20 protein-coding genes and 4 pseudogenes are annotated in these 22,031 nt (G+C 61.6%); 21 read left to right on the top strand and 3 right to left on the bottom strand.

Going from position 1 to position 22,031, the window contains the following annotated elements; genetic code table 11:
• The first annotated feature begins 15 nt into the window (after positions 1-15).
• Complete coding sequence (locus M0D43_RS21820; RefSeq protein WP_252163031.1) at positions 16-3,141, top strand: multidrug efflux RND transporter permease subunit; 3,126 nt, start codon at positions 16-18, stop codon at positions 3,139-3,141.
• Positions 3,142-3,293: 152 nt separating this feature from the next.
• Here M0D43_RS21820 and M0D43_RS21825 read toward each other — a convergent pair whose 3' ends face one another.
• On the bottom strand, positions 3,294-3,935 hold the full coding sequence (locus tag M0D43_RS21825) for a TetR/AcrR family transcriptional regulator (RefSeq protein ID WP_252163032.1): 642 nt from the start codon (positions 3,933-3,935) through the stop codon (positions 3,294-3,296).
• A gap of 180 nt (positions 3,936-4,115) precedes the next feature.
• Here M0D43_RS21825 and M0D43_RS21830 point away from each other — a divergent pair, with 180 nt between their 5' ends.
• The 17 genes and pseudogenes from M0D43_RS21830 (at position 4,116) to M0D43_RS21910 (ending at position 15,771) form a co-directional block, all read left to right on the top strand.
• Positions 4,116-5,030 carry an NmrA family NAD(P)-binding protein gene (locus tag M0D43_RS21830; protein WP_252163033.1) on the top strand — a complete coding sequence of 305 codons (915 nt, stop codon included), beginning with the start codon at positions 4,116-4,118 and terminating at the stop codon, positions 5,028-5,030.
• Between the two features lies 1 nt (position 5,031).
• Positions 5,032-5,265 (top strand): hypothetical protein, encoded by a 234-nt coding sequence (locus tag M0D43_RS21835; RefSeq protein WP_252163034.1) that lies wholly within the window; start codon positions 5,032-5,034, stop codon positions 5,263-5,265.
• 503 nt (positions 5,266-5,768) lie between these two features.
• Positions 5,769-7,133, top strand: coding sequence for an alpha/beta hydrolase (locus M0D43_RS21840; RefSeq protein ID WP_252163035.1), 1,365 nt, complete (start codon positions 5,769-5,771; stop codon positions 7,131-7,133).
• The gene (locus tag M0D43_RS21845; protein WP_260807625.1) at positions 7,130-8,656 is read left to right on the top strand and encodes a GMC family oxidoreductase; all 1,527 of its coding nucleotides are present in this window, start codon (positions 7,130-7,132) and stop codon (positions 8,654-8,656) included. Before M0D43_RS21840 ends, M0D43_RS21845 begins: the two co-directional genes overlap by 4 nt.
• Positions 8,657-8,699: 43 nt before the next feature.
• On the top strand, positions 8,700-9,503 hold the full coding sequence (locus M0D43_RS21850) for an SDR family NAD(P)-dependent oxidoreductase (RefSeq protein WP_252163036.1): 804 nt from the start codon (positions 8,700-8,702) through the stop codon (positions 9,501-9,503).
• A gap of 521 nt (positions 9,504-10,024) precedes the next feature.
• A pseudogene (locus tag M0D43_RS22225) lies at positions 10,025-10,372 on the top strand (helix-turn-helix domain-containing protein); the annotation flags it as partial.
• 247 nt (positions 10,373-10,619) lie between these two features.
• Positions 10,620-10,943: an SEC-C metal-binding domain-containing protein gene (locus M0D43_RS21860; protein ID WP_252163038.1), complete on the top strand. Its 324-nt coding sequence runs from the start codon at positions 10,620-10,622 to the stop codon at positions 10,941-10,943.
• Positions 10,944-10,946: 3 nt separating this feature from the next.
• Positions 10,947-11,249, top strand: coding sequence for a hypothetical protein (locus M0D43_RS21865; RefSeq protein WP_260807627.1), 303 nt, complete (start codon positions 10,947-10,949; stop codon positions 11,247-11,249).
• 274 nt (positions 11,250-11,523) lie between these two features.
• Positions 11,524-11,880, top strand: a pseudogene (locus tag M0D43_RS22230) (helix-turn-helix domain-containing protein); the annotation flags it as partial.
• 247 nt (positions 11,881-12,127) lie between these two features.
• Positions 12,128-12,451 (top strand): SEC-C metal-binding domain-containing protein, encoded by a 324-nt coding sequence (locus M0D43_RS21875; RefSeq protein WP_252163038.1) that lies wholly within the window; start codon positions 12,128-12,130, stop codon positions 12,449-12,451.
• Positions 12,452-12,454: 3 nt separating this feature from the next.
• The gene (locus tag M0D43_RS21880) at positions 12,455-12,757 is read left to right on the top strand and encodes a hypothetical protein (RefSeq protein WP_260807627.1); all 303 of its coding nucleotides are present in this window, start codon (positions 12,455-12,457) and stop codon (positions 12,755-12,757) included.
• A 273-nt stretch (positions 12,758-13,030) separates the two neighbouring features.
• Positions 13,031-13,387: pseudogene (locus M0D43_RS22235) on the top strand (helix-turn-helix domain-containing protein); the annotation flags it as partial.
• A gap of 247 nt (positions 13,388-13,634) precedes the next feature.
• Positions 13,635-13,958, top strand: a complete 324-nt coding sequence (locus M0D43_RS21890) for an SEC-C metal-binding domain-containing protein (RefSeq protein ID WP_252163038.1) — start codon at positions 13,635-13,637, stop codon at positions 13,956-13,958.
• 3 nt (positions 13,959-13,961) lie between these two features.
• The gene (locus M0D43_RS21895; protein ID WP_260807627.1) at positions 13,962-14,264 is read left to right on the top strand and encodes a hypothetical protein; all 303 of its coding nucleotides are present in this window, start codon (positions 13,962-13,964) and stop codon (positions 14,262-14,264) included.
• A gap of 273 nt (positions 14,265-14,537) precedes the next feature.
• Positions 14,538-14,894: pseudogene (locus M0D43_RS22240) on the top strand (helix-turn-helix domain-containing protein); the annotation flags it as partial.
• Positions 14,895-15,141: 247 nt separating this feature from the next.
• Positions 15,142-15,465, top strand: coding sequence for an SEC-C metal-binding domain-containing protein (locus M0D43_RS21905; protein WP_252163038.1), 324 nt, complete (start codon positions 15,142-15,144; stop codon positions 15,463-15,465).
• A 3-nt stretch (positions 15,466-15,468) separates the two neighbouring features.
• The gene (locus M0D43_RS21910) at positions 15,469-15,771 is read left to right on the top strand and encodes a hypothetical protein (protein WP_260807627.1); all 303 of its coding nucleotides are present in this window, start codon (positions 15,469-15,471) and stop codon (positions 15,769-15,771) included.
• 869 nt (positions 15,772-16,640) lie between these two features.
• Here the strand turns inward: M0D43_RS21910 and M0D43_RS21915 are convergent.
• Both M0D43_RS21915 and M0D43_RS21920 read right to left on the bottom strand, forming a co-directional pair.
• Positions 16,641-16,859: a hypothetical protein gene (locus M0D43_RS21915; protein WP_252163040.1), complete on the bottom strand. Its 219-nt coding sequence runs from the start codon at positions 16,857-16,859 to the stop codon at positions 16,641-16,643.
• Positions 16,860-17,132: 273 nt separating this feature from the next.
• Positions 17,133-18,086: a TauD/TfdA family dioxygenase gene (locus tag M0D43_RS21920; protein WP_252163041.1), complete on the bottom strand. Its 954-nt coding sequence runs from the start codon at positions 18,084-18,086 to the stop codon at positions 17,133-17,135.
• A 199-nt stretch (positions 18,087-18,285) separates the two neighbouring features.
• Between M0D43_RS21920 and M0D43_RS21925 the strand changes: the two genes are divergently transcribed.
• Genes M0D43_RS21925 through M0D43_RS21935 form a run of 3 tightly spaced genes read left to right on the top strand, consistent with a single transcriptional unit; the run spans position 18,286 to position 21,930 of the window.
• Positions 18,286-19,869: an MBL fold metallo-hydrolase gene (locus tag M0D43_RS21925; protein WP_252163042.1), complete on the top strand. Its 1,584-nt coding sequence runs from the start codon at positions 18,286-18,288 to the stop codon at positions 19,867-19,869.
• A 44-nt stretch (positions 19,870-19,913) separates the two neighbouring features.
• Complete coding sequence (locus M0D43_RS21930; protein ID WP_252163043.1) at positions 19,914-21,458, top strand: MBL fold metallo-hydrolase; 1,545 nt, start codon at positions 19,914-19,916, stop codon at positions 21,456-21,458.
• Positions 21,436-21,930 (top strand): hypothetical protein, encoded by a 495-nt coding sequence (locus tag M0D43_RS21935; RefSeq protein ID WP_252163044.1) that lies wholly within the window; start codon positions 21,436-21,438, stop codon positions 21,928-21,930. The genes M0D43_RS21930 and M0D43_RS21935 overlap by 23 nt, the downstream gene beginning before the upstream one ends.
• Positions 21,931-22,031 lie beyond the last annotated feature (101 nt).

A 22,031-nucleotide genomic window follows, 5' to 3' on the forward strand; every position in this document is an offset into this window, starting at 1 on the left:
CCCCGGTGACCGTCCATGTCCCGATTCTTTATCGATCGCCCCAACTTCGCCTGGGTCGTTGCGATTTTCATCTCGCTCGCCGGCTTGCTGGCCTTGCGCACCTTGCCGGTCGAAAAATATCCGGAAGTTGCGCCGCCGCAGATCAGTCTCCTGGCCACCTATCCCGGGGCATCGGCCCAGGTCGTCAACGACGCCGTGACCAGCGTCATCGAGCAGGAGCTCAACGGCGCGCGCGACATGCTGTATTACGACTCCAGCAGCTCCAACGGCAGTGCACAGATCACCATCACGTTCCAGCCCGGTACCGATCCCAATATCGCCCAGGTGGACGTGCAGAATCGCATTCGTCAATCCGAATCGCGCCTGCCGGCGGCGGTGACGCAACTTGGCCTGCAGGTGGAACAGACGACCGCCGGCTTCCTGATGCTGTATTCGCTGGTCTACAAGGATACGGCTGCCACGCAGGATGTCGTGCGCTTGAACGACTACGCCGCCAGGGTGGTCAACGATGAGATCCGGCGCGTTCCTGGCGTTGGCCGCGTGCAATTCTTCGGTGCCGAAGCGGCGATGCGCGTGTGGGTGGACACCCAGGCATTGCGCGGCTATGGGCTGAGCATCGTCGACGTCAATAACGCGATCCGTGCGCAGAACCTGCAAGTGGCAGCTGGCAGCCTGGGCGAACGGCCAGGCGCGCAAGATCAGGAACTGACCACCACGCTGGTGGTGCGCGGCTTGATGGAATCGCCGCAGGAATTCGGCCAGATCATCCTGCGTGCCCAGGCCAATGGCGCGGTGGTGCATCTGTCGGACGTGGCGAAGCTGGGACTTGGATTGGAGAACTACCAGTTCGACGTGCAGGAAAACGGTGGCCCGGCCGCGGGCGCGGCAGTGCAGCTGGCGCCGGGTGGCAATGCCGTCGCCACCGTGGCGGCGGTGCGCAAGCGCCTGCAAGAACTGTCGCAGAGTTTTCCGGCAGACATCACCTACTCGGTGCCGTTCGATAGTTCGACCTTCGTCAACGTGGCGATCAAGAAGGTGCTTTACACCTTGCTCGAAGCGATGGCGTTGGTGTTCTTGGTGATGTTCGTCTTCTTGCAGAACCTGCGTTACACCGTGATCCCTGCGATCGTGGTGCCTGTGTGTCTGCTGGGCACGTTCGCGATGATGAAGCTGCTGGGCTTCTCGGTGAATATGATGAGCATGTTTGCCATGGTGTTGGCGATCGGCATCCTGGTGGACGATGCGATTGTGGTGGTAGAGAACGTCGAGCGCCTGATGGCCGAGGAAGGCCTGTCGCCGCGCGATGCGTCGATCAAGGCGATGACGCAGGTGGGCGGCGCGATCGTCGGCATTACCCTGGTACTCACCGCGGTGTTTTTGCCACTGGCCTTCATGAGCGGCTCGGTCGGCGTGATCTACCGACAGTTCTCCGCGGTGCTCGCCGTCTCGATCCTGTTTTCCGGCTTCCTGGCGCTGACGATGACACCCGCGCTGTGCGCGACCTTCCTTGTGCCGCCCGACGGCCAGCATCAGAAGAAAGGCTTTTTCGGTTGGTTCGACCGCAACTTCAGCGCGCTGACGTCGCGCTTCGATCGTCTGAACCATCGCCTGCTGCGCCGTGCCGGGCGCTGCATGCTGGTGTACGCCGTGCTGCTCGGTGTCCTTGGGCTGGCATACGTGCGGCTGCCGGAGGCCTTCGTGCCGCAGGAGGACGAGGGCTACATGATCGTGGACATGCAGTTGCCACCCGGCGCCAGCTACAGCCGTACCCGAGCGGCCGGGCAACAGGTCAACGATTACCTCGCCGCGCGGCCGAGCATGCAGGACGTGACGTTGGTCTACGGTTTCAGCTTCTCGGGAAGCGGTGCCAATGCGGCCATGGCATTCCCGTCGTTGAAAGACTGGAGCGAGCGCAGCGACAGCGAATCGGCGGCCCACGAAGTCGCAGCCGCCAACGTCGCACTGGGACGCATCAGCGATGCGACCATCATGGCCGTAATGCCGCCACCGATCGAAGGCCTGGGCAATTCCGGCGGTTTCTCGCTGCGCGTGCAGGACCGCGGCAATCTTGGGCGCGATGCGCTGATGCAGGCGGTGAACCAGTTGCTGCGTGCGGCCAACCAGTCCCCCAAACTGGCGTACGCGATGGTGGAAGGTCTTGCCGATGCGCCGCAGCTACGCCTGGAGGTCGATCGCGGCAAGGCGGAGGCATTAGGTGTGAGCTTTCAGAGCGCGATGGAGGTGTTATCCAGCGCGTTCGGATCGACGATCGTCAACGATTTCGTTAACCGCGGCCGCCTGCAGCGGGTGGTGGTGCAGGGCGCTGCAGGCGATCGCGCCACGCCGCAATCGCTGGACACGCTGCATGTCACCAGCCGCACCGGCAAGCAGGTGCCGTTGACGGCGTTCACCACGCAGCGGTGGGAGCAAGGGCCGGTGCAGATTGCCCGCTACAACGGCTATGCCTCAGTCAATCTCACCGGCCAGGCTGCGTCCGGCATCAGCTCGGGCGACGCCCTGACGGAAATGGAACGCTTGGCAGCTGCGCTTCCCCAGGGCATCGGCTACGAATGGTCTGCGCTGTCCTATCAAGAAAAAGCCGCTGGCACACAGGCACCGATGCTGCTCGGCCTGGCCTTGCTGGTCGTGTTTCTGCTGTTGGTCGCTCTCTATGAAAGTTGGGCGATTCCGTTTTCGGTGATGCTGATCGTGCCGATCGGTGCGGTCGGAGCCACCGCCGCAGTGTGGGTGGCCGGTCTTTCCAACGACGTTTACTTCAAGGTTGGCCTGATTACCATCATTGGCCTGGCCGCCAAGAACGCGATCCTGATCGTGGAATTTGCCAAGGAACTGCATGCGCAAGGCGCACGCGTGCCCGATGCCGCGATGCACGCGGCCAGGCTGCGCTTCCGCCCGATCGTGATGACCTCGCTGGCCTTCATCCTCGGCGTGATTCCGCTGGTGATCGCACGGGGTGCGGGCGCAGCCAGCCAGAATGCGTTGGGCACCGGCGTGATCGGCGGTATGCTCGCGGCCAGCACGCTTGGCGTCGTGTTCACTCCGATCTTTTTCACCTGGGTGATGTCGTATGTCGCTGCGCGCAAGAACGCAGCAGCAAAACCGGCCGAGCCGCGTGCATGAGCATGCGGGGCGACGGTGTGCTGGCATGATCGATGGTGAGATGAGGGCGTCAGGTCAGCGCGAGAGCGTTCGCGTTGACCCGACGCCGCCCGCAACCGATCGGCAGACGCATCAACGAAGCGATGCGTTTTTCGCTAGGCTGAGCGTGTGTGTCAGCCAGGGCGTCTGGTTTTCAGCTGACCAGCCGCGCTGAGCAGTCCAAGCGCCCACTCCAGGCGATCTGCTGCGGAGTCGATCAGGCTGCCTGGGTGTTCTCCCAACAGCGCGCGAAGTTGATGCGGGGCAAACACCAGGTCGACGAAGTTGCTCGCCAACGCGGATGGATCGGCAGGTTGATCTGGGCCATCGAGGATCGCCATGCGCACGCGTTGCAGCCCGCCTTCCCAGCCAATGCGGTTGACCTCCGCAGCAAGCTCCGGCGCCCGGATGGAAGTGCCAACGACCAGGCGCATCATCGCCACGGTTTGCGGCTGCAACGCATGCGCAAGTATTCCTCGCCCTGCCTGCCTGAGCCGGTCTTCAAGATTCATCGGAGCGCCGGTAGCAGCGGGCAGGGGTTGCGTTTGGACATCGCGACGAACGACTGCCTCGAAGATGGCGTCTTTATTGGCATAGCGCGCGTAAAGGCTGGCCTTGCCTGCGCCTGCCAATCGCGCAATGTCATCACACGAGGTGTGCTCGAAGCCGCGCTCCAGGAAGAGCTGTAATGCTGCATCGAGGAGGCGCCGATCGACATCCCCGGCTTTCGTGAGTGGCGGCCTGCCGCCTTTGGATTTTTGCTTGCCTGCTTTCATCGGGGAAAGTTACACGCCACTTGTGTTTCCAACAACTGAACGATATCGTTCAGTTGTTCGCTGCATGATTTCCATCGCCAGCACGACGCCCAACAGCTGATGTGGCAGGACGCTGGTGCCTTCTGTTGCGTTGACCGCCCGCCGCTTTCGGCATACGAAGACTCAAGTGAGAAGCATGTGGTGACCACAGATGTGAGTTCGCAGATCGTTGTTGCAGGAGCCACCGGCGATCTGGGTTATCGGATCGCAGTTGCCCTGAAAGATCAGGACGCCTCAGTAATTGCGCTGGTGCGGCGCGGGGCAAACACGCGCCGTGTTGCGGCATTGGAAGAGCAGGGCATCCAGATTCAGCGTGTCGAGCTTGACGACGCCGAACGGCTGCGCGAAGCGATCAAGGGTGCGGCCTGTGTTGTTTCCGCGCTCAACGGCTTGGAAGACGTCATGCTGGGTCAACAGGGAAAGCTGTTGCATGCAGCAGTTGCTGCGGGTGTCCCTCGTTTCATCCCGTCCGATTTCTCGCTTGACTACACGACGACGCAGCCAGGCCACAATCGCAATCTGGACCTCCGGCGCCGGTTCAGAAACCAGCTGGATGCCACGCCAATCGCGGCCACATCGGTTCTGTGTGGGGGCTTTCTGGAACTGCTTGAGGGCAGTGCACGACTGGTCGTACCAGGCCGCCGCGTACTGCATTTTGGCGATGCGAATCAGAAGCTCGACTTCACTGCCAAAGATGATGTCGCCGGCTACACGGCCGCTGCGGCGCTGGATCCCGATTCCCCGCGTGATCTCCGGATTGCCGGCAACAGCATTTCGCCGAACGACATTGCGCACCTGCTTACCCAGGTCACCGGCGAGCGGTATCGCACGCTCAGGCCGGGCGGACTCAAGACGATGTCGGCGATCATCCGCATCGTGCGGGCACTGACGCCGGTCAGCGATGACCCATTCCCTCCCTGGCAGGGCATGCAATATCTGCGCGACATGATGAGTGGGCGCGGCACGTTGATCCAACTGGATAACGATCGTTACGGTGCGCGCGCGTGGCAGACCGCCCGCCAGACGTTGGCGAAAACCTATGCACCGGAGGTGTGAGATGACTGAGGTTATTGCACCGTTTCAGGTCCACGTCGCGCAGGCCGAACTGGATGACCTGGCCAATCGCCACCACGCGGAATTTTCTGGCTTTATGCCGCTTCAAAGCACCAAGCCACGATCTGTGGGCTTCTCACAACGCGACGGCGAGCGGGAAAAAGTGAGCGCGATACGGGAAGAAGGTAGCGATCTAGCGCCATGCTGCCCGGTCTGTTTGGAAGGCGTGGGCACATAGTCGATGGCATGAGGAGTCCGGCTCTTACGAGACGCAAGCGCAGGTCGTACCAAGGCCGATCGATGACATCTTGAATTGAATGTTGATGGCCTTGCAACACTGCAGGCCTGTGCCGACGTCTTCCAGATGATAGGGCAGGCCACGTCGTCGAGCAGTCGATGGTTTGTATCAACACGTTTACACCGCTGCTTTAAAAACGGTTGAGTCCGGTTTCGCCATCTAAACAAACATCGCGCTGTCTTCACTGTGTGCCTGTCTCGCTGGTGGCGTAGCCAGGGCGCATCATCTTTGAAGATGATGTCGGCGCCAATGCCGCACGTTTCTGATGCGCTAGCGGATGTCCTTCAACCGACGCGTGTTTGCTGCGTTCTGCATAGCTGCCATTGAACGACGGCATCCCATGAAACACCATTTACCACCACGTGACCGGCTATCGACCTGATCTGCACGAGGCGTGGACGAAGCGTGCGCCACCATGCCTCGCTGACAGCCCAAGGTATGACATGGCCAAGCCAACGTTGTTTTTCCTGCATGCCCTCGGGGGCAGCCGGCATGAGTGGAGCCATGTGATCGCGCAGTTCGGTGAACGCTTCGACTGTGTTGCGCTGGACATCCCAGGATTCGGCGATGCGTCTGCGCTGGAGCAGTGCGACACGCATGCGCTCGTTGACTGGTTCAGCGCTGAAGTCATCCAGCGGCAACCGGCCTGCTGGTTCGCGGTGGGGCACAGCATGGGAGGAAAGATCGCCACGCTGACCGCAGCGCGGGCGCGCGATGGTGTGGCAGGCCTTGCCGGTCTGGCGGGGGTGGTGCTCGTTGCCGCATCGCCCCCGGCTGTTGAACCCATGGACGAATCGCGACGGCGCACGATGCTTGCCTGGTTCGAAACAGGGCGGCCGACGCGCGCCGAGGCAGGCCAATTCGTGGATGCCAACTGCGCTTCCAGGTTGCCGGACCAACTCAGGGATGCGGCGATCAACGACGTCCTGCGCACCGCGCCCAGTGCATGGATTGCATGGCTCACACGGGGCAGTTGCGAAGACTGTACCGCGCAGGCCGGATGCATCGGCGTGCCGGCATTGATCGTCGCCGGTGGCCAGGATGGCGATCTGGGTGAGGCCGCGCAGCGGCGCTTGAATGCGCCGCACTATGCACATGCGCAGCTTGCCATCGTGGCCGACGCTGCGCATCTGATTCCCTATGAGCAGCCGCGGGCGCTGGCACAGTTGATCGCCGCGCATGTGGACCGCTGCATGGAGCACTGCCTGCCCGGGGACTTCATTGCCTTGCTGAACTCCGAGCGCGTGGCGCCGCGCATGCGGATGACGTTACTCGCGCGGCACATGGATCCGCCTGCCACGGGCAAGTGCGTGTTGAACCTTCGCCAGCTGGACGTGCTCGCAGCGGTGACCGCACGCGTTCTGGATGGTGCGGGCGATGCGCGGCAGATTGCGCGGCGGATCGACATGCAGCTTGCAGAAGGCGCGGGAGATGGCTGGCGGCACGCAGACTTGCCAGAAGATCGCCTGGCACTACCGCTGGGGCTGGACACGCTCGACGCGCTGGCCGGCGGCTTTGTCGAACACTCGACGCAGAGCCAGGACCGTTGGCTGCAGGATGTTGCGCACGCGTCGGTACGCGACACGTCGGGTCATGGCCTGGATGCCACACAGCTGGCGCATTGGTTCGAGGATGTCCGCGCCGACGTGGTGCGCACCTGGACCAGCCTTCCTGCCACCATGGCCGCGTTGGGCTATGACGGTTTTGCAGTCGGCAACGACACCGGCAACGGTCGGCTAGGCTATGCAGAAACGGCAGCAGATCGGCATGAACGCTGGCAGCTGCATGCCCCCGGAGCTGCGCGATGAGCGCAGCCGGCAACCAGGACAGCGTCGATGTGGTGGTGGTCGGCAGCGGAGCGGGCGGCGGCCCACTGGCGGCACGGCTTGCGCAGGCCGGCGTCTCGGTGGTCGTGCTGGAAGCCGGCGCGGCAGTGATGCCGGAATCCCACATCCCCGATGAGCTGACCACCGGCATCTACTGGATGGACGAACGTCTGAGCGGTGGGCAGACGCCCACTGCGTTCGGACCGAACAATTCGGGTTCCGGACTTGGCGGTTCCACCCTGCATTGGGGTGCCTTCTGCCCGCGGCCGGACAAGCGCGATCTGAGCCTTCTGACCCAGACCGGCCATGGCGCCGATTGGCCCATCCCGCACGAGGAGGTGCTGTCTTATATTCGTCGTGTGGAGACCTTTATCGGCGTCTGCGGCCCCGCGCATTATCCATGGGACACCGAGCGCAGCTATGCGTATCCGCCACCGCAACGCAATGCGTCGGCCGCAGCCATGGAGCGCGGTTGCGGCGCCCTCGGCATTCGCACAGCCGATGCCCCCGCTGCGTTGGTCACCAGGCCTCACCAGCAGCCGCATTGGGGTCAGCGTGCGGCATGCAACAACTGTGGTGCCTGTCACCAGGGGTGCAGTAACGCCGCCAAGGTGAGCGTGGATACTACATGGCTTCCGCTGGCCAGGGCGCATGGTGCGCAGCTGCGTCCCGACAGCCGGGTGATCGATCTCGAGCGCGATGCCAGCGGCAAGGTCATCGCCGTCATCTACCACCAGCATGGGCAGGAGTATCGCCAGCGTTGCAGCACTGTCTTCCTGTGCGCGGGCGGGGTGGAGACGCCGCGCTTGTTGCTCAATCTGGGGCTGGCCAACTCCAGCGGCCAAGTGGGCCGCAATTTCATGGCGCATGTGGCGACCCAGGTGTGGGGGGAGTTCGACGCGGACATGCGCATGAACCGCGGCTACCCATCCTCGCTCATTACCGAGGACATGCTACGTCCGGCCGATGCCGACTTCGTCGGCGGCTATCTGGTGCAAAGCCTGGGCGTGCAGCCGATTACGCTGGCCAACACGCTGGCGCGCGGTGCCGGCCTGTGGGGCAGGGAACTGGTCGACACCATGCTGCGCTACAACCGTTTGGCCGGTATCGGCATCAATGGCGAATGCCTGCCGCACGACGCCAATCGTCTGGTCTTGTCGGACGAACGGGATGCCTTCGGGCAGCGCAAGGCGCGCATCGATTTCAGCTACGGGCCGAACGAGCAGGCCATCGATGCCCATGCGCGCGCACGGCTTCAGGCGATCTGGCAAGCCGCTGGCGCCCGCAACATCTTTGCGGCTGCACGTTCGGCGCACACGCTCGGCACCTGCCGAATGGGTACCGATCCCCCACAGGCCGTGGTCGATCCCGATGGCCGCGCCTTCGATGTGCCGAATCTCTACATCTGCGACAACTCGGTATTCCCCAGTGCATTGGCGGCCAATCCGGCGCTGACCCAAATGGCCCTCGCGCTGCGCACCGCAGAACGTTTTCTCGCGCGCTAGCGGTACCTGCGCTGCCACGTTATTCAACGACCAGGAGCTCAACATGGATCTCGGAATCAAACAACGTATTGCCCTCATCAGCGGCGGCGACTCAGGCATGGGCAAGGAGACCGCACGCCAGCTGCTCGAAGCAGGCGTCCGTGTGGCGATCACCGATCTTCCCAACGGCACGCTCGATCAGGCGTTGGCCGAGTTGTCTGGCTTGGGAGAGATCATCGCCATCGAAGGCGATGTGACGCAGGAACAAGACGTCACTCACATCTGGAGCCAGGTGCGTGCGCAGCTGGGTGAACCGGATATCTATATCAATGCCGCTGGCGTTACCGGCGCCACCGGCGATTTCCTGGAGGTCAGCGATGCCGGCTGGCTCGAAACCTTGGATATCAACCTGATGGGCGCGGTGCGCATGTGCCGCCAGGCCATTCCCGCCATGCGTCGCAAGCAGTGGGGGCGGATTGTGTTGTTCGCGTCCGAAGATGCAGTACAGCCGTACGTGGATGAGTTGGCCTATTGCGCGTCCAAGGCAGGCATCCTGAGCCTGGCCAAGGGGCTGTCCAAGGCCTATGGCGCCGACAATGTATTGGTCAACACGGTGTCGCCTGCGTTCATTGCAACGCCGATGACCGACAAGATGATGCAAAAACGCGCACAGGAGAACGGAACCAGTGTCGAAGAAGCGATCTCCTCGTTCCTGGACGAAGAGCGCCCCGGCATGGTGCTCAAACGGCGCGGACGGCCAGAAGAAGTGGCCTCGGTCGTCGCGTTCCTGTGCTCGGAGCGCGCCAGCTTCATCAACGGAGCCGGCGTGCGCGTGGATTCGGGCTCGGTGTTTACGATCGCTGGCTGAGGCGGGCGGCGCTGGATTGCAGCAAGCGTGCGTATCGCCTGAGGGTGTCGCCGCGCGCCTGATCCCAGCAAAAACCCCGGGTATTCGGAGGCATTAGCGGGGGCAGGTCGATGAGGTTATGCAGCGCCTTGATAGATAAGATCGAGCCAGGAGTCAGATACCAGCGCCGCCGATTGGGGAGTGTGACCGTGCGCAACGCATATCCGCGTCCGAACCAGGATCAGGAATTGTCAGGACTTTCGTTGTTGCTGCGAGGTCCAAATGGTGAGCCTGAGCTTAGAGACTTCATTGGAAGCTAGCCAAGGCTGTAGCTCTAAGCGTTCAGCAAGCGCGGCCGATAGGAACACCTGGATAGCGAGGCGATATGCCTTTGTCGAGCTGTTGCAAGTTCCAGAAAGCAACTTGGCCTGGAAAGTGCTCAATGAAGGCACGCACGACGAAGAGGTCGAATACCCGGAGATAGTAGCCGTCCAGTTGATCGTATAGGCAGTCGACAACTCAGCGGGGTTTGTCGCTAACATTTGCGCGTATCTGGACATAATATACAGAGCGCAGCAAAGGCTTCCCGCAAAGGGTCGTTATACAAATCTGCGCATCGTTCCATAATCAGCAACACACAGTTCCGCGACGCTCGGGTCTTCAGTGGATTCACTCGCGAAGAGGCTGCGCGCTTCCTCAGCGTCAGCCTGCGCACCATCGGCCATTGGGAGACGGGTAGGGCCAGGCCCAGCTACGCCGCCTTCAAGCTCCTCCGGGTGTACCGCCATGGCGATCTGATTCACCCGGATTGGCGAAGCTGCTTCATCAACCATCGTGGCCACTTGGTGACCGCTGAAGGGCGTGAGATTAAAGCCACGGATCTTGACTGGCTGTCTCTGTTGTTCCGCCGCGCCGAGATGATGGGGCCGTTGCTTCGCCAGCGCGATCAGTTGCAACGCCAGCTGCAGGACATCGAACAGGCATCGACGGCGAAGCCGGCGATGCCTTGGGCTTGTCCTTTATTAAACAAAGCATACGCGCCTTCTGAAATTCAGCCTCAGAATCAGTCGTATCAAGGGTTTTCGCTGGTGTCTGCACTTTCTTGCGATGGGGCCATAATGGGGCCACAATGGGGCCATGAACGATGCCATCCACAAGCTCAATCTCAGGTTGCCGATGCACGTAGTCGAAGAAGCCAAGGCTCACGCGCAGCTTCTGGGCGTCAGCCTGAACGCGTACATCCTGTTTTGCATTTCGGAACAGGTGAAGCGCACACGCAGGGAGCTGTCGGCTCCATTCAACGCAGCGCCTCCAAAACAAGGGTCCAGGTCACCGGCTCGATCAGCGGCAAATCCCGTGGTGACTCCGGTGAAGCGTCCTCAGGCCAAGGTTGGGCGGAACGAGGATTGCCCATGTGGCAGTGGTCGCAAGGCCAAGCACTGCCATCCGGAGTGGACCTAAATCGTGACGCGTCACGAAATGCCGGGGTGTGCTGTGAAACGCCAATCGGATCCGGAATACCTGCGGTCGGCGTTGGCTCGGGCTTATGAGATGCGCGACGTTATTGAGCAAATGCGCTCCGAACGTCCTACAACTGTTGAGGAAAAGGTCCATTTCGCCTCAATGCTTGAGACCGCTGACACCTTCATCGCTTACTACCGGCGTGAGCTATCGCTGATCGCGCGGCGTGGCGGTCACGGTCATCGTGTACAGGGCGCGGCGCTTGGGCATGCGGGTGCGCGCCTGCGGCGCGCAGAGCAAGCCTGAGCGCGGCGCCCGTGTCTGTTGATCAGTTCCGAATTGCAGCGGCCTCGGCGATAGTCGCGGTGTGGCTGCTTGTGGGGTGCAGGGGCTGCGCCCCTGCGGGTATGGCGCATGGATGCGCCGCTCTGCACTTAGCGGCTGGAGCCGCGCAAGAGTGCGGGTCAGGGCCGGGCGGTAACCCGACTGCTGACCCGTTTTTTACTGCCTATCAGGGCAATTCTTGCCGGTGGCAGCAACCACCGGCAACACTCAGGGCCGCGTTGGAGGCGGCACGCGTATGAAGCCACAGAACCGAGTTGGACATAATATACAGAGCGCAGCAAAGGCTTCCCGCAAAGGGTCGTTATACAAATCTGCGCATCGTTCCATAATCAGCAACACACAGTTCCGCGACGCTCGGGTCTTCAGTGGATTCACTCGCGAAGAGGCTGCGCGCTTCCTCAGCGTCAGCCTGCGCACCATCGGCCATTGGGAGACGGGTAGGGCCAGGCCCAGCTACGCCGCCTTCAAGCTCCTCCGGGTGTACCGCCATGGCGATCTGATTCACCCGGATTGGCGAAGCTGCTTCATCAACCATCGTGGCCACTTGGTGACCGCTGAAGGGCGTGAGATTAAAGCCACGGATCTTGACTGGCTGTCTCTGTTGTTCCGCCGCGCCGAGATGATGGGGCCGTTGCTTCGCCAGCGCGATCAGTTGCAACGCCAGCTGCAGGACATCGAACAGGCATCGACGGCGAAGCCGGCGATGCCTTGGGCTTGTCCTTTATTAAACAAAGCATACGCGCCTTCTGAAATTCAGCCTCAGAATCAGTCGTATCAAGGGTTTTCGCTGGTGTCTGCACTTTCTTGCGATGGGGCCATAATGGGGCCACAATGGGGCCATGAACGATGCCATCCACAAGCTCAATCTCAGGTTGCCGATGCACGTAGTCGAAGAAGCCAAGGCTCACGCGCAGCTTCTGGGCGTCAGCCTGAACGCGTACATCCTGTTTTGCATTTCGGAACAGGTGAAGCGCACACGCAGGGAGCTGTCGGCTCCATTCAACGCAGCGCCTCCAAAACAAGGGTCCAGGTCACCGGCTCGATCAGCGGCAAATCCCGTGGTGACTCCGGTGAAGCGTCCTCAGGCCAAGGTTGGGCGGAACGAGGATTGCCCATGTGGCAGTGGTCGCAAGGCCAAGCACTGCCATCCGGAGTGGACCTAAATCGTGACGCGTCACGAAATGCCGGGGTGTGCTGTGAAACGCCAATCGGATCCGGAATACCTGCGGTCGGCGTTGGCTCGGGCTTATGAGATGCGCGACGTTATTGAGCAAATGCGCTCCGAACGTCCTACAACTGTTGAGGAAAAGGTCCATTTCGCCTCAATGCTTGAGACCGCTGACACCTTCATCGCTTACTACCGGCGTGAGCTATCGCTGATCGCGCGGCGTGGCGGTCACGGTCATCGTGTACAGGGCGCGGCGCTTGGGCATGCGGGTGCGCGCCTGCGGCGCGCAGAGCAAGCCTGAGCGCGGCGCCCGTGTCTGTTGATCAGTTCCGAATTGCAGCGGCCTCGGCGATAGTCGCGGTGTGGCTGCTTAGGGGTGCAGGGGCTGCGCCCCTGCGGGTATGGCGCATGGATGCGCCGCTCTGCACTTAGCGGCTGGAGCCGCGCAAGAGTGCGGGTCAGGGCCGGGCGGTAACCCGACTGCTGACCCGTTTTTTACTGCCTATCAGGGCAATTCTTGCCGGTGGCAGCAACCACCGGCAACACTCAGGGCCGCGTTGGAGGCGGCACGCGTATGAAGCCACAGAACCGAGTTGGACATAATATACAGAGCGCAGCAAAGGCTTCCCGCAAAGGGTCGTTATACAAATCTGCGCATCGTTCCATAATCAGCAACACACAGTTCCGCGACGCTCGGGTCTTCAGTGGATTCACTCGCGAAGAGGCTGCGCGCTTCCTCAGCGTCAGCCTGCGCACCATCGGCCATTGGGAGACGGGTAGGGCCAGGCCCAGCTACGCCGCCTTCAAGCTCCTCCGGGTGTACCGCCATGGCGATCTGATTCACCCGGATTGGCGAAGCTGCTTCATCAACCATCGTGGCCACTTGGTGACCGCTGAAGGGCGTGAGATTAAAGCCACGGATCTTGACTGGCTGTCTCTGTTGTTCCGCCGCGCCGAGATGATGGGGCCGTTGCTTCGCCAGCGCGATCAGTTGCAACGCCAGCTGCAGGACATCGAACAGGCATCGACGGCGAAGCCGGCGATGCCTTGGGCTTGTCCTTTATTAAACAAAGCATACGCGCCTTCTGAAATTCAGCCTCAGAATCAGTCGTATCAAGGGTTTTCGCTGGTGTCTGCACTTTCTTGCGATGGGGCCATAATGGGGCCACAATGGGGCCATGAACGATGCCATCCACAAGCTCAATCTCAGGTTGCCGATGCACGTAGTCGAAGAAGCCAAGGCTCACGCGCAGCTTCTGGGCGTCAGCCTGAACGCGTACATCCTGTTTTGCATTTCGGAACAGGTGAAGCGCACACGCAGGGAGCTGTCGGCTCCATTCAACGCAGCGCCTCCAAAACAAGGGTCCAGGTCACCGGCTCGATCAGCGGCAAATCCCGTGGTGACTCCGGTGAAGCGTCCTCAGGCCAAGGTTGGGCGGAACGAGGATTGCCCATGTGGCAGTGGTCGCAAGGCCAAGCACTGCCATCCGGAGTGGACCTAAATCGTGACGCGTCACGAAATGCCGGGGTGTGCTGTGAAACGCCAATCGGATCCGGAATACCTGCGGTCGGCGTTGGCTCGGGCTTATGAGATGCGCGACGTTATTGAGCAAATGCGCTCCGAACGTCCTACAACTGTTGAGGAAAAGGTCCATTTCGCCTCAATGCTTGAGACCGCTGACACCTTCATCGCTTACTACCGGCGTGAGCTATCGCTGATCGCGCGGCGTGGCGGTCACGGTCATCGTGTACAGGGCGCGGCGCTTGGGCATGCGGGTGCGCGCCTGCGGCGCGCAGAGCAAGCCTGAGCGCGGCGCCCGTGTCTGTTGATCAGTTCCGAATTGCAGCGGCCTCGGCGATAGTCGCGGTGTGGCTGCTTAGGGGTGCAGGGGCTGCGCCCCTGCGGGTATGGCGCATGGATGCGCCGCTCTGCACTTAGCGGCTGGAGCCGCGCAAGAGTGCGGGTCAGGGCCGGGCGGTAACCCGACTGCTGACCCGTTTTTTACTGCCTATCAGGGCAATTCTTGCCGGTGGCAGCAACCACCGGCAACACTCAGGGCCGCGTTGGAGGCGGCACGCGTATGAAGCCACAGAACCGAGTTGGACATAATATACAGAGCGCAGCAAAGGCTTCCCGCAAAGGGTCGTTATACAAATCTGCGCATCGTTCCATAATCAGCAACACACAGTTCCGCGACGCTCGGGTCTTCAGTGGATTCACTCGCGAAGAGGCTGCGCGCTTCCTCAGCGTCAGCCTGCGCACCATCGGCCATTGGGAGACGGGTAGGGCCAGGCCCAGCTACGCCGCCTTCAAGCTCCTCCGGGTGTACCGCCATGGCGATCTGATTCACCCGGATTGGCGAAGCTGCTTCATCAACCATCGTGGCCACTTGGTGACCGCTGAAGGGCGTGAGATTAAAGCCACGGATCTTGACTGGCTGTCTCTGTTGTTCCGCCGCGCCGAGATGATGGGGCCGTTGCTTCGCCAGCGCGATCAGTTGCAACGCCAGCTGCAGGACATCGAACAGGCATCGACGGCGAAGCCGGCGATGCCTTGGGCTTGTCCTTTATTAAACAAAGCATACGCGCCTTCTGAAATTCAGCCTCAGAATCAGTCGTATCAAGGGTTTTCGCTGGTGTCTGCACTTTCTTGCGATGGGGCCATAATGGGGCCACAATGGGGCCATGAACGATGCCATCCACAAGCTCAATCTCAGGTTGCCGATGCACGTAGTCGAAGAAGCCAAGGCTCACGCGCAGCTTCTGGGCGTCAGCCTGAACGCGTACATCCTGTTTTGCATTTCGGAACAGGTGAAGCGCACACGCAGGGAGCTGTCGGCTCCATTCAACGCAGCGCCTCCAAAACAAGGGTCCAGGTCACCGGCTCGATCAGCGGCAAATCCCGTGGTGACTCCGGTGAAGCGTCCTCAGGCCAAGGTTGGGCGGAACGAGGATTGCCCATGTGGCAGTGGTCGCAAGGCCAAGCACTGCCATCCGGAGTGGACCTAAATCGTGACGCGTCACGAAATGCCGGGGTGTGCTGTGAAACGCCAATCGGATCCGGAATACCTGCGGTCGGCGTTGGCTCGGGCTTATGAGATGCGCGACGTTATTGAGCAAATGCGCTCCGAACGTCCTACAACTGTTGAGGAAAAGGTCCATTTCGCCTCAATGCTTGAGACCGCTGACACCTTCATCGCTTACTACCGGCGTGAGCTATCGCTGATCGCGCGGCGTGGCGGTCACGGTCATCGTGTACAGGGCGCGGCGCTTGGGCATGCGGGTGCGCGCCTGCGGCGCGCAGAGCAAGCCTGAGCGCGGCGCCCGTGTCTGTTGATCAGTTCCGAATTGCAGCGGCCTCGGCGATAGTCGCGGTGTGGCTGCTTGTGGGGTGCAGGGGCTGCGCCCCTGCGGGTATGGCGCATGGATGCGCCGCTCTGCACTTAGCGGCTGGAGCCGCGCAAGAGTGCGGGTCAGGGCCGGGCGGTAACCCGACTGCTGACCCGTTTTTTACTGCCTATCAGGGCAATTCTTGCCGGTGGCAGCAACCACCGGCAACACTCAGGGCCGCGTTGGAGGCGGCACGCGTATGAAGCCACAGAACCGAGTTGGACATAATATACATTATGCGAAATAAGATCTTGGGGAGGCACGGGCGCGGCTCCGCTGGATCTGGCTCTGGATCAGATCTTGCCTGCCCAACCGTTCCCCTCGCGAAACGGAACTCGCCGCATGACTGATACCTACGACATTGACCGCCGCCCACCATGCTGGCCCGTTGGCGAGCAACGCCCAAACAGCTGCGCGGCAGATATGCATCGGCGCGTCGTCACCAACCATGTGGAACTCACGGGGCCGTGGGCTGGCTGGCGCTCGGATTGGTGTTGCATGCCAATGCCAGCGACATCCGGGATTCGGTCCGCAAGCGGAACGCCAAACGAAAGGCGGTTCAGCAGTCGATGGTCAGCGCCAGACTTTCGGGAATATGACCCCCAACGGCCATTAAGCGACGGCGAGCGTTGCTTACAAGGTCGCCGCTTCAAGCGCGTGTCAAATGCTGGGTGCAGCTGCCGCACGATCCCTGCTGATGCTCTACAGATCAGCGGTGGTCGACGGAACGCTAGTAGCAGTAGCGTAAGGTTTCGACTCGGGGAAGCTGCCTGCTTCACGTGTGCCTCTAGCAATCACAGATCCAGCTGGAGCGGCTGATTCTGATGGGCCACCTGCCCGTTTTGCACCTGCTGCTGTTGCTGCTGGCGCACGTCCTTGTAAGGGTTGTAAGGAGCGCCATTGCGCGCAAGCGTGCGGCACATAGGCTGCGGCAGATCGTAGCGCGTGCCCTGCTCTGTCATGCAAGTGCAAGAAGCCTCGCGCGGATCTGAGGCGGTCGGCGTGCTGGACATCTCAAACCACGCTTCCGGAACCGCCCAAACACCACCTTCGATGCAATCTGTCGGCAGGGGCAGTGGCTCGCTCGTCGCAGGGGGAGGGCTGTGTATGCGAGTTGGTAGTCTGCCGACCCTGCCCAGCTGCGAACATCGGCTTGGAAGCAGCCCTGCCCTTGCACTTCCTCAATCCATCGTTGGCATAGACATGGATACAAACGCACCACTTTTCCGCTGCAACCAGCACGCGAGGCGACAGCGTGGCACGCACCCGTGCGTAGGTCAGTGGATTCAGCGACTAGGCTCCATCAGCGCTGCGAACACGGCGCGCGATCCCTTGTATGGTTTGCGGCCGTGCGCGAATGTCATGTTGTCGAGCAGCAGGACATCGCCTGGTTGCCAATGAAACACGAGCGCCTCGCTGGAGAACGCCTGTTGGATTCTCTGCAGATCATGCTCGGAGATTTCCGTGCCGTCGCCGAAGCGTGCATGCCTTGGTAGCTTGTCGGCGCCGAACATGTTCATCATGGCTTGGGCCTGCGCGCGCCCCAGGCTGGAAACATGGAACAGGTGCGCCTGGTTGAAGAATATTTTCTCTGACGTGACCGGATGCAACGCAGTGCCCTGCGCTCGGTTCGCGGTGCGAAGCAAACCGTCGGCGCCCCAGTGGGAAGCGATGCCACTGCTAGCGCAGTACTCGTCGACCTGCGATCGATCTTCGGTCTGGAATACGGTTTGCCAGGGAAGGTCGATATTCGGGTGGTAATGACGGATGTATTCAACCCCCTTTTCTTCCAGTCGCTCAAGCAGGCCGGGGCCAATATTGCGGGTGATCTCGCGCATGGGGGCGATCGGTGTCTGCCCTCCTTCGGCGGGTGCTTCGATGCAGCAGAACGCCACCAACAGTGGCCAGGTCGTGTGGTATGCGCTCTCGTTGTGCATCGGAATTTCAAGGCGCGCCGGATAGTTCGTTGCCGTCGATACCCGGTTGGTGATCTCGGTCCGCGGCGTGGATCGATAGACGTATCGATACTGCTGTTGCGATACACCTTCGACAAATGCATCGAAGTGCTTGACTTCCGAGACATCGAAACCACGTAACAGGATGGCGCCACGTTCGTTGAGTTCCTGCCGGTAATGCGGCATCTCCGGGACGATGACATCGAGCAGGGAGTGCCGTCCGCTCGCTGGCGAGATGATCGTCGGACCCTTCCTGTTTTCAAATAACGGGGAATATTTGAGCATATGTCCTCATTGATCATGAAACGTGGGGTTGCCGTAGCCGCTGCGATTGCCATTGTCCGGGACGTGTTTCGCCTTGAATAGAGAGCCGCGGTGCATTGGCGCGCTGCGGCAAGTGCCTGCCACGATGAAGCAAGCAGCAGCGCCAGCTGAAAAACAGACTGCGACGCATCATGGCTATGCTCTGCGCGGTTGCTACCGTATGACATCCCCCCGTTTGCGACTCTCCGAACACGTCCGTCTGCTTCCGCGTATCAATGGTTGGTTCGCGCATCCGTATCTCATTTCGCCACTGACCTTCGGGCTGTACACCGAACATTCGCATCTGGCGATGATGGAGTCGTTTCTGGAGGATCCGGAACAGCACCGCGCAGCCCTGCGTGAGCCTGACATGCGTGGCGGTCCCTTTATCGACCATGCCGGCGATGTTGCCGATATCCGCAAGCTGCGCGATCACACCCTGCAACGTTGTGCGCCCCAACTGCGCTACGCCGAGGCGATAGCCGCGCTGTATGAGCTGCTGCACAACGAAGCCAAGGGTGCCGGCCTGGCCGGTCTGTACACCAAGATCGATCCGCTGATCCGTGCCAAGCTGGAGATCTTCTACGATGTCAGCAAGCAGCCTGGCGTGCGTTTCATGGAGCGCCAGTTCTATGCCAGCGACGCCTACGACACCGGCCTGCAGACGGCGGTGCTGGAACCTGTCAGCGAACAGGAACGCGCGTTCGCGTTGAGCACCCCGCAGCTACCGTCGGCGGCCGGTTCGCTGGAGTTGAGCGTGCCTTTTGCCGATCCGTTCTGGGACCAGTTGTGCGGCGGGATGTCCGATGCAGATGCCCTGCTCGATCTGATCCTGCGCCATGCGCCTGCCGGCACCACGCGCGCGCAGGCACTGGCGCTGCTGACCGATGCACCGCTGCCCGAACACCCCGCACCTGAAGGCGTGCGCGTGCGTTACTTCGGCCATGCATGCGTGCTGATCGAAGGCGCGGGGGTCAGCATCCTGATCGATCCGCTGATCAGTTATTCGGGCGAATGCGCCATCGACCATTTCACCTTTGACGATCTGCCCGCCAAGATCGACTACCTGCTGATCACCCATCCGCATCAGGATCATGTGGTGATGGAAGCACTGCTACGCATCCGTCACCGCGTCGGTACCGTGGTGGTCGGGCGTGCCGGCGGCGGTGATTTGCAGGATATTTCGTTGAAGCTGTGCCTGGAGCACTGCGGCTTTACCAATGTGGTGGAACTGGCCGACTACGAGGAACTGCGCTTTCCGCAGGGAAGAATTGTCGGCGCGCCGTTCTACGGCGAGCATGCCGATCTGGATATCCGCGCCAAGCTGGTCCATGCAGTCGAGCTGGACGGCAAGGTGTGCGTGCTGTTCGCCGATTCGCGTCCGCCGCTGGTGGAGTGCTACGCGCAACTCAAGGCACTGTTCCCGAAGATCGATTGCATGTTCCTTGGCATGGAATGCGTCGGTGCGCCGGCGACGTGGCTGTACGGCCCGCTGCTGCAGAAGATGCTGACCCGGGGCGAAGACCAATCGCGCCGCCTGGACGGCTGCGACTGCGCGCTGGCCAGCGCACTGCAGGACTTCTTCCTGCCCGAACGGCTGTATGTCTACGCCATGGGTGCCGAACCCTGGGTCACGCACATCACCAGCATTCTGTACTCCGAAGACTTGCCGCAGTTCCGCGAGGCGCGCGCGTTGGAAGCGAGTGCGCGTGCGAAAGGACGCCATGCCGAGCTGTTGTTCGGCCGCTGCGAGATCGTGCTCTAAGAGATATCGCTCTAACCGATATCGCTTTAACCCAGGCATCCCCCATGTCCGATACACAAGGTTACCTGCGCGTCAATGCGGTGGCGCGCCCGCTGCTGAACCACTGGATCTTGTGGGACATGTTGATCCCTCCGGTGCAGTCCGCGCTGGTAGTAGCAAAGCAGCAGCTGCCGATCCTGGAATCCTACCTGCGCGCGCCCGAACAGCATGCACAGGCGGCACGTGACCCGGCCTTGATGGGCGGCCCGTGGATCAATTATCCGTCGCCAAAGACTGCCGAGATCGCGCAGTTGCTCGAGCGCACCCGCGTCGCGCAAGGCGATGCACTGGCACTGGCGGCCGCGTTGCAGGCGCTGGAGGATCTGTTGCGCCAGCAGGCGAGCGGACAGTCGCTGGAATCGCTGTATGCGCAGATTCCTGGCGAATTGGCCGGCCTGGTCGAGCTGGTCTACGACCTCAACGATCATCCCGGCCTGCGCTTGCTCGAAGGCCTGCTGTATCGCAGCCGTTTCTATCGACGCGACCTGCAACAGTTCGCCTTCGGCCTGGTCGAACGCGACTGGCTGCCGTACGAACGCAGTACGCCGGTACTGGAGTCGCCGCAAACTCCGGTACTCGCCCTACCCTGGAACGATGCGCGGCTGGATACGTTGTTCCGCGCGGAGCGCGCGCAGGTGGTGATCGACGAAGTGGCCGAACGGCTCGGCGTCGCCGCGTCGCAGCGGGCGGGATTTGCGGCGTTGTTCGACGCTGCGCCGCCACCGCAGCGCCACCGCCCGCCTGCCGCAGGGGTGCGCATCCGCTATTTGGGCCATGCTTGCCTGCTGGTCGAATCGGATCAGGTCAGCATCCTCACCGATCCGTTCGTGGCCTACGACTATCCGACGGATCTGCCCCGCTACACCCTGGCCGATCTGCCCGAGCGAATCGACTACGTGCTGATTACCCACGGCCACAGCGATCACATCCGACCGGAAACCTTGCTGCGGCTACGCCACCGCATCGGGACCGTGGTGGTGCCGCATAGTGCCGGCCGTCGCCTGCAGGACCCTTCGTTGAAGCTCATGCTGCAGGCGCTCGGATTCGAGCGGGTGATCGAGCTGCACGAGTTCGAACGTCTTGCGTTGCCCGATGGGGCGATTACCGCATTGCCCTTCCTTGGCGAGCATAGCGATCTGGATATCCAGGGCAAGGCTGGCTATCACGTGCGCCTCAAGGGCTGCAGTGCAGCATGCCTGGCCGATTCCTGCAATCTGGATCCCAGCCTGTACCGGCATATTGCCGCGGAACTGGGTGCTGTCGATGCCTTGTTTTTGGGCATGGAATGCGAAGGGTCGCCGCTGAGCTGGGGCTATGGGCATCTGTTGACTCGACGCATCGATCCCAAGCTGGATCGCAGCCGGCGCGACCGCGGCTCGCATGCGGACGAGGCCATCGCGCTGATCGAACGCTGGCCGGCGCGCCGTGCCTATGTGTACGCGATGGGCCAGGAGCCCTGGTTGAATCATGTCCTGGCGATCAACCAGTCCGGCGAACACCTGGGCCTGCGCGAGGCCGATCGCTTCATTGCCCTTCCTTGGCGAGCATAGCGATCTGGATATCCAGGGCAAGGCTGGCTATCACGTGCGCCTCAAGGGCTGCAGTGCAGCATGCCTGGCCGATTCCTGCAATCTGGATCCCAGCCTGTACCGGCATATTGCCGCGGAACTGGGTGCTGTCGATGCCTTGTTTTTGGGCATGGAATGCGAAGGGTCGCCGCTGAGCTGGGGCTATGGGCATCTGTTGACTCGACGCATCGATCCCAAGCTGGATCGCAGCCGGCGCGACCGCGGCTCGCATGCGGACGAGGCCATCGCGCTGATCGAACGCTGGCCGGCGCGCCGTGCCTATGTGTACGCGATGGGCCAGGAGCCCTGGTTGAATCATGTCCTGGCGATCAACCAGTCCGGCGAACACCTGGGCCTGCGCGAGGCCGATCGCTTCCTTGCCCATTGCCGCGCGCGCGGCATCGACGGCGAGCGTCTGTTCGCGATGAAGGAACTGAATCTGCCTGCCGTCTGAGCTTCGACACGCGTTTGCGTGTCCTTGTCGTGTGGGTTGCTTAGGTTCCCAGCCGCCCTGCCCTCCCGACGACGTAGCGTCAGGAGGGAGGACGAGGCGAC

This window comes from Xanthomonas prunicola (assembly GCF_025266575.1).
GTDB classification, from domain to species: Bacteria; Pseudomonadota; Gammaproteobacteria; order Xanthomonadales; family Xanthomonadaceae; genus Xanthomonas; species Xanthomonas prunicola.